The sequence below is a fragment of the Gemmatimonas sp. genome, assembly GCF_044345575.1.
Lineage (GTDB): Bacteria > Gemmatimonadota > Gemmatimonadetes > Gemmatimonadales > Gemmatimonadaceae > Gemmatimonas.
Genome location: NZ_JBIJAW010000170.1, coordinates 1 through 7,123, shown reverse-complemented (window position 1 = coordinate 7,123; position 7,123 = coordinate 1). Strand labels below are relative to the sequence as shown.

At 67.2% G+C, this 7,123-nt stretch carries 7 protein-coding genes; 3 read left to right on the top strand and 4 right to left on the bottom strand.

Annotated features, from left to right (window positions below; all coding sequences use genetic code 11):
* The 3 genes from ACIQ6O_RS10690 to ACIQ6O_RS10680 all read right to left on the bottom strand — a co-directional run.
* The coding region (locus ACIQ6O_RS10690; RefSeq protein ID WP_396207775.1) for a M20/M25/M40 family metallo-hydrolase at positions 1 to 566 on the bottom strand (566 nt) is incomplete at its 3' end.
* A gap of 231 nt (positions 567 to 797) precedes the next feature.
* Complete coding sequence (locus tag ACIQ6O_RS10685; RefSeq protein ID WP_396207774.1) at positions 798 to 1,742, bottom strand: hypothetical protein; 945 nt, start codon at positions 1,740 to 1,742, stop codon at positions 798 to 800.
* A gap of 6 nt (positions 1,743 to 1,748) precedes the next feature.
* The gene (locus tag ACIQ6O_RS10680) at positions 1,749 to 2,678 is read right to left on the bottom strand and encodes a hypothetical protein (RefSeq protein ID WP_396207773.1); all 930 of its coding nucleotides are present in this window, start codon (positions 2,676 to 2,678) and stop codon (positions 1,749 to 1,751) included.
* Positions 2,679 to 2,975: 297 nt separating this feature from the next.
* Between ACIQ6O_RS10680 and ACIQ6O_RS10675 the strand changes: the two genes are divergently transcribed.
* From ACIQ6O_RS10675 to ACIQ6O_RS10665, 3 genes are all read left to right on the top strand, one after another.
* Positions 2,976 to 4,142, top strand: a complete 1,167-nt coding sequence (locus tag ACIQ6O_RS10675) for a CaiB/BaiF CoA transferase family protein (protein WP_396207772.1) — start codon at positions 2,976 to 2,978, stop codon at positions 4,140 to 4,142.
* Positions 4,143 to 4,288: 146 nt separating this feature from the next.
* A complete protein-coding gene (locus ACIQ6O_RS10670) occupies positions 4,289 to 4,849 on the top strand; it encodes an RNA polymerase sigma factor (RefSeq protein WP_396207776.1) in 561 nt (186 codons plus the stop codon).
* A complete protein-coding gene (locus ACIQ6O_RS10665) occupies positions 4,849 to 5,175 on the top strand; it encodes a hypothetical protein (protein ID WP_396207771.1) in 327 nt (108 codons plus the stop codon). The genes ACIQ6O_RS10670 and ACIQ6O_RS10665 overlap by 1 nt, the downstream gene beginning before the upstream one ends.
* A gap of 67 nt (positions 5,176 to 5,242) precedes the next feature.
* Here the strand turns inward: ACIQ6O_RS10665 and lpdA are convergent, their stop codons facing one another.
* Entirely contained in the window at positions 5,243 to 6,655 is a 1,413-nt protein-coding gene (gene lpdA / locus ACIQ6O_RS10660; RefSeq protein WP_396207770.1) for a dihydrolipoyl dehydrogenase, read from the bottom strand.
* Between the last annotated feature and the right edge of the window lie 468 nt (positions 6,656 to 7,123).

Sequence of the window (7,123 nt, the reverse complement as noted above, 5' to 3'; positions counted from 1 at the left end):
GCGCGCCCGTGTACGGTGACGGTGAGCCAGGCGAATCCCTTGTGCGCCGGCACCACCGCCAGCCGCGTGGGTTCGGTGATGATCGCGCCCGTGGCCTGCAGTCCATCGGCGAGCAGCGCGCTCGTGCCGATGCTCGCGAACTCCTCGTCGCACACGGCGGCGATCACGAGCTCGCGGTGCAGCGTGCCGCGCTGCGCCGCGCGCGCGGCCGCCACGCACATCGCGGCGATCCCGCCCTTCATGTCGGTGCTCCCGCGCGCGTACAGATTGCCGTCCCGCACTTCGGGGGCGAACGGGGCATGCGTCATGCCGTCCGTGCCGACCACATCGAGATGCCCGTTCAGGACGAGCGGCGATACCCCGGCGGCGCCGATGCGCGCCACCACGTTGACGCGCTGCGGCGCGATCTCGTGCGTCGTGACCGCGAAGCCCCATTCGTCGAGCATGTTCGCGAGAAACATCGCGACGTCCCGTTCCCCCGGGGCACCAGGCACGAGGCTGGGATTGCGCGAGTCGATCGCGCAGAGAGCGGTGGTGAGGTCGAGGGGAGCGATTGGAAAGGGCACAACTGCAGTCTAGTCGTACACTCGGGGGAGGCGGAACTACGGGCGGCCCAGGCACTCGGCGGGGGCTGACAGCACCGCCGTTCAGGGTAACGGGTCGTGCGTTCAGAGTTGTGGGTTGGTGTTGTGCCCCGCACCCACCCACAACCCTCTACCCACAACCCTCAACCCTCAACCCTCAACCCTGAACGGAGCCGCCGTCAGTCGTACGCTGGGTGCAGAGGTCGCCGCCGGTCAGTCGCTCGCCGCGACGTCCGAAGCGGATACCACCACCCCCTGCCTCGCCACCCGCCACTCGAGTACCTCCCCCAACGGCGCCGCCGCACGGCGAACAGCTGACATCGCCCCCACCGGCGCGATCGCCACCACGCATCCGCCCCCGCTCGCCCCCAGCGCCTTGAAGCCCGTGGCGCCGGCCGCACGCACCGCCGCTTCGAGCTGCGTGATGCGCGCGGTGGTGATGCCCGGATGCAGCGACTGCTGGTGGACCCAGTGCTCACTCACCAGCTCCGCGAGCTCGCTCACATTGCCCGTCAGCAGCGACTCGGCCATGCCCCGTGCCAGCGCCCGCATACGGTCGAGCGCCTGCACCACGCGCGGGACCCGATCGCGATAGGCGGCGAGCACGGCGGTGATGGTGTCGGCGGAGATGCGGGATTCCCCGGTGTAGATCACGCAGCAGCGTGCTTCGAGCGCCGTCGTGGCCGCCGCCGTGAGTGCGAGCCGCTCGGCGTGGCGGGTGCGTCCCAGGGTGAGCCCCAGCGCTCCGCCAAGGGCCGCGGCATAGTGATCCTGAAAGCCCCCTGCCACGCCCAACTCGTCCACCTCCGTGGCTCGGCTCCGTTCCGCCAGGTCGGTGGGCTGCCAGCGCTCCCCGCGCCATGCTGCGATGGCGGCCTGCAGCGCCACACCGGCCGCCGACGACCCACCAAGCCCGGCGGCCACAGGGAAATCACTCGTGAGCCGGACCTGCACGCCCGAAAGCCCGGCTCGGCGCAGCGCAGCGGCGACGAGGGCGTCGGCCGGCGGCGAGGGGTCGTCGACCGCCACGAGGGTCACCGTGGCCCGGCGCTCGATCGCCAGGTTACAAACGAACCCGCCTCGCTCTTCGGGGAAGGGAGGGACATCTGTCCATCCCCCGCCGAAGTCGAGGCGGGTTGGTGCCGACGCGACGATCACGCCGACTTACTTCTTCTTGGCCGGGGCCTTTTTGGCAGGAGCCTTGGCGGGGGTCTTCGCGGCCGGCTTGGCCGGCGCCTTGGCCACCGGCTTCGCCGGAGCCTTGGCGGGCGCCTTCGCGGGGGCCTTCGCGGGGGCCTTTGCCGGGGCCTTCGCCGGCGCCTTCGCCGGAGCCTTGGCCGAGGGCTTCGCCGCCGCCGCCGGCTTCACCGGGGCCTTGGCCGCCGGAGCTGCCTTGGCGGCGGGCTTGGCCGGCGCGGGCGCGGGCTTCGCGGCCGCCTTCGGCTCGACCTTTGCCGCGGCCTTCGCCGCAGGCTTGGCCGCCGGCTTGGCCGCCGGCTTGGCCGCCGGCTTGGCCTCTACCGTGGGTTCCGGCTTCTCCTCGATCTTCGGCTCCGCCTTGGGCTTCGGCGCCGGCTTGGGCGGCAGCGGGGCGAACGTCACCTTGTCCGAGGGCTTCTGCGGTTCGATGCGCATGGCAGCGCGGGCCTCGAGCGCCGCTTCGGCCGCCGCCGCCGGGGCCTGCACGGCCTTGGGCATCTGGCCCAGCGGTACCGGCTTCGGCGGTGCCGCCTTCGGCTGGGGAGCCGGCAGCGAGCCATGCTTGGCGATATACGCGGCCTCGGCCTGCGCAATCAGCGTGTCGGCCTCGTCCTGATTCATCTGGCCGCGACGCACCATGTAATTGATGAGATCGCGCGCGCTTTCGATCACGAAGGAGCTCAAACCCGCAGCCGCCCCCACCACATCGCGCATGGCGCCGGCCATCCGGCTGCCAGCCTCGAGGCTGATCTCATGTGCACGAGCGGCCATTTCCGCGGCCGTGTCCCGGGCGTCGGCTGCCCGATGGCCGGGGCCGCGGCGGGGAGCCGGAGCAGCTGGAGGCGCGTCGCCTTCCGTGAGCGTTTCGTCGTCAGCCTGCGGCAAATCGGCCATAGGTGGAGCGCACTCCTTCCGCCAGACATGGAGGTAGAGGTGGTCGCTAAACGGAATTCGGAGGGCGAAGGCTGTCTTCATCCCGAGCCACCGAGTGGTCCGCGTCCACCGGAACGGGGTAACTATATGATTTTCAGTGATCTATGCAAGGTATCCAGACGTGCTTTGCGAGGTCGGCGCACATATAATGCAGGCGAAGCGGGGAGGGGCGCGGTCGGCTGAAGATGTCAAAATGCGCCGTCTATCTCAATATTCTCTGATTTTTTCGCGCCTTTAACAAGTCAGTAAAAAGACATCATGGCATCACAGCCACTCGAAGGAATACGTGTCCTCGACCTCTCCCGGGTTCTTGCCGGACCGCTGTGCGCGATGATGCTGGGCGACCTCGGGGCGTCGGTCATCAAGGTCGAACGCCCGGGATCGGGTGACGACACCCGCGGTTGGGGGCCGCCCTTCGCGGAAAACGGGCAATCGGCCTACTTCCTGAGCGCCAACCGCAACAAGCTGTCGCTGGCTGCCAGCTTCACCGATCCCGCCGACCTGGCGCTGCTCCTGCAGCTGATCGCCGAATGCGATGTGGTGGTGGAGAACTTCCTTCCCGGCGTACTCGCGCGAAACGGAATCGATGCTGACGCGTTGCTGGCGCAAAATCAGCGACTCATTTGGTGTACGATCTCCGGATTCGGACCGGAGAGCCAACGCCCCGGCTACGATTTCGTGGTTCAGGCCGAAGGAGGGTGGATGGCGATCACCGGTGAGCCCACTGGTGCCCCCATGAAGGTGGGGGTGGCGATGGTCGACGTGACCACCGGCAAGGATGCCGCGATCGGGATCCTGGCCGCGCTGTCGGCCCGGGACCGGTCAGGAACGCGGATGCTTCCCCCAGAAGCGCGTCGGGTGCACGTCACCCTGCAATCGAGCGCGATCGCGGCGCTCGTGAACGTGGCCCAGAACAGCCTGGTGAGCGGGAGCGACGCACGGCGCTGGGGCAATGCGCACGCCAACCTCGTCCCGTACCAGCTGTTCCGCGCGGCCGATCGCCCGTTCGTGATCGCCGTGGGCACCGACAGCCAGTGGTTGGCGGCCATGCGGGCGCTCGGGCTCGATGCGCTGGCTGATGACCCCGCGCTGGCGACCAACGCCGGGCGGCTCGCTCAGCGGGAGCGGGTGGTCGCCCAGTTGGCCGAGCAACTCGTGACACAGTCGGCAGGGGACTGGATCGCGCGGCTTGATCGGGTGGGCGTGCCATGCGGCCTCGTCCGTACGGTGCAGGAAGCGGTCGCCGAACAGTTGCTGGCGGACGATGTCAGTATCACCGACGCGGCCCGGGTAGGGCTTCCGCCGCTCTGGAATGGAACCGTTCGCCTCGGGCCGCCGGCGTGTGGCGAGCACACCGTCACCGTGCGGGAAAAAGGGTGGCGTTCATTCGAGAACGATGGGCCACGCGCGGCGCAAGATTCGTGATATGTCTGTGACGTCTTCGTGAACCCGTCGTCCTTCCCACGAGACGAGCAGCAGACGTTTTGGTCGCTGCGGGAGCCGATCCCGCCGATCGTTGTGCGGCAGGGGTGTCGTACCCGTCCAAACGGCGTTATCCTAGCGCCGTGACTATGACGGAATCTGAAATCCCACCAAACGACGTCGATAACGACCAGGACGTCATCTCCCGGGTTCTTGCGGGGGATCGCGACGCGTTCGCGTTGCTGATTGGCCGGTATAGTGATCCGCTCTACCGGCATGCAATTGGAATGACGGGTAGTCCCGACGTCGCCGAGGATATTCTTCAGACATCGTTCATCAAGGCATATCACCATCTTGGTGAGGTGCGTGGGCGATTCGATGCCTGGCTGTTCCGGATCGTTGCCAACGGGTGCAAGGATTGGCTGAAGAACATTCGGCGCACGCACCTGAGCTACGACGAAGACGATCAGCCCTCCGGCTACGCGACTCCCGATGAGGACCTCGACCGCACTGAACTGCGGCAGGACCTCGATGCAGCACTCGCGCAGCTGGCGCCAAGTCTCCGCGAGGCCTTCATCATGAAGCACGTTGAAGGTCGCTCGTACGAGGAAATGGCGGACCTCCTGGGTACTACCGTTGGCGCCCTGAAGATGCGCGTGCATCGGGCACGTGAAGCACTTCAGGCCCTGCTCGAGGAGAAATACGCGTGATGCTCGACCGACACGAAGCGCACGAGAACCTCAATCAGAAGGTCCGCGATACCCGTGACGCGGCGGTGTCTGCCGATCGTCCCGTGGCCGATCGCGAGGTCCCGCTGCCCGAGGTTGCCGCGGCCGATACGATCACTGATGCCGTCAACATGTGGCTCGACGGTGAGGCCTCCGAGGCTGACGCCCGCGAAGCCAACGACAAAGCGGTGCAGTTCTGGGCTCGCGTGGCCAAGGACACCGACACCATGCGTCACGTGAAGGCGCCGGCGCATCTCATGGCCAACATCATGGCCGCACTGCCGGGCAAGGCCCCGCTCGCGGACTGAGTTCGCCCGAGATGAACAAACGCCGCCGGGGAAACCCGGCGGCGTTTGTATTTGCAGGTACCCGCGATCACATGTGAATCGCGCGACCCAAGGCACTCAGCGCCGCTTCCTTCACCGTCTCGCTCAGCGTCGGGTGTGAGTGCACCGTGATCGCGATGTCCTCGGCGCTGCCACGGTACTCCATCGCGAGCACCACCTGCGCGAGGTTGTCGGCCACGTGCGGGCCGATCATGTGGCAGCCCAGAATTTCGTCGGTGGTCTGGTCCACCACGAACTTCACGAACCCCTGGGTCTCGCCCATCGTGCGCGCACGGCCGTTGGCGCTGAACGGAAACTTGCCCACGCGGTACGCGCGGCCGCTCGCCTTCACTTCCTGCTCCGTGAGCCCCACCGTGGCGATTTCCGGCCACGTGTACACCACGCCCGGCATCGTGCGGTAGTGCATGTGCACCGGCTTGCCGGCGATCACCTCGGCGGCGATCACCCCTTCGTCTTCGGCCTTGTGGGCGAGCAGCTTGCCGCCCACCACGTCACCGATCGCAAACACGTTGGGGAGATTGGTGCGCATCTGGTCGTTCACCACGATCTCGCCGCGCTGGCCGAGCTGCAGGCCGAGCGCGGCGGCGTCCACGCCGCTCAGCGACGGGCGACGGCCGACGCTCACGAGCACGTAGTCACCTTCGATGCTCGACGCCGCGCCGTCCTTCTCCACGTGAATGGTCACCCCGTCTTCGCGCACGTCCCCACCGGTCACCTTCGTGCCGGTGTGGATCTCGAGCCCCTGCTTGCGGAAGATGCGGTCGGCCTCCTTCACCACATCGTCGTCGTTGCCGGGGAGAATGGTGGGGGCGTACTCCACCACCGTCACCTTCGCCCCAAGCCGGCGCCACACCGAGCCCAGTTCGAGGCCGATCACGCCGCCGCCGATCACGATGAGATGCTTCGGCACCTCGGGGATCTGCAGCGCACCCACATTCGATAGCACACGCGTCTCGTCGAACGGCAGGAACGGCAGCTGAACGGGTACGGATCCGGTGGCGATGATCACGTGCGTCCCCTGCCAGCTCGTGACCGAGCCGTCGGCACCCTGCACGTCGATCACATTGTTCGGCTTGAGCGTGCCGAAGCCCTTGGCCCAGGTGACCTTGTTCTTGCGGAACAGGAACTCGATCCCCTTGGTGTTTTGCGCCACCACGTCGGTCTTGCGGGCCATCATGGCCGGCAGGTCGATGCTGGCGCCGTCCACCTTCACGCCATGTTCGGCGGCGTGGAGACGGAGCCACTCGTAGTGCTCGCTCGACTGGAGCAGCGCCTTGGACGGAATGCACCCGACGGTCACGCAGGTGCCGCCGAGCGTTTTGTCGGCCTCGATGCAGGTGACGGAGAAGCCGAGCTGCGCAGCGCGAATGGCGGCCACATAGCCGCCCGGGCCACCGCCGAGGACGAGGACGTCGGCGGTCTGGGTCGTTGGGGAGGTCATGCGTGGAAGATAGTCACACGCCCCCCGCTGGCTGTCGTGGTGGTAACCGGTATACGAGATTTAGCCGGAAATACGGATCGGCGCGCAGGCGACCGGACGGCATTCGTGACGGGCGAGGGGCTTCCGGCCCGGCTGAACCCCCTGTTACCATCGGGGAGCGATGTCGTCTTGCTGCTGACGGCGCGCCCTCCCCGGGCGCCATACATACACAGTAGCCCATACATCGTCAGCGGCGGCCCCAACCCTCGCGTTGAAAACGTGTGCTGACGAAGCCCGACGTCCCGGCGGAAACGCTTAGGGGCGTCGTGGTGCGTCTGGGGGTGAGGAACTGAGGACTGACGGCCGAAAACTGAAAGCTCCCCCGAAGATCACGAGATCCTCGGGGGAGCTTTCAGTTATCAGCCGTCAGCCCTCAGTGGCGTTACGCGCTCAATACACCAGCATTGCCGCCGGGTCTTCCATGAGTTC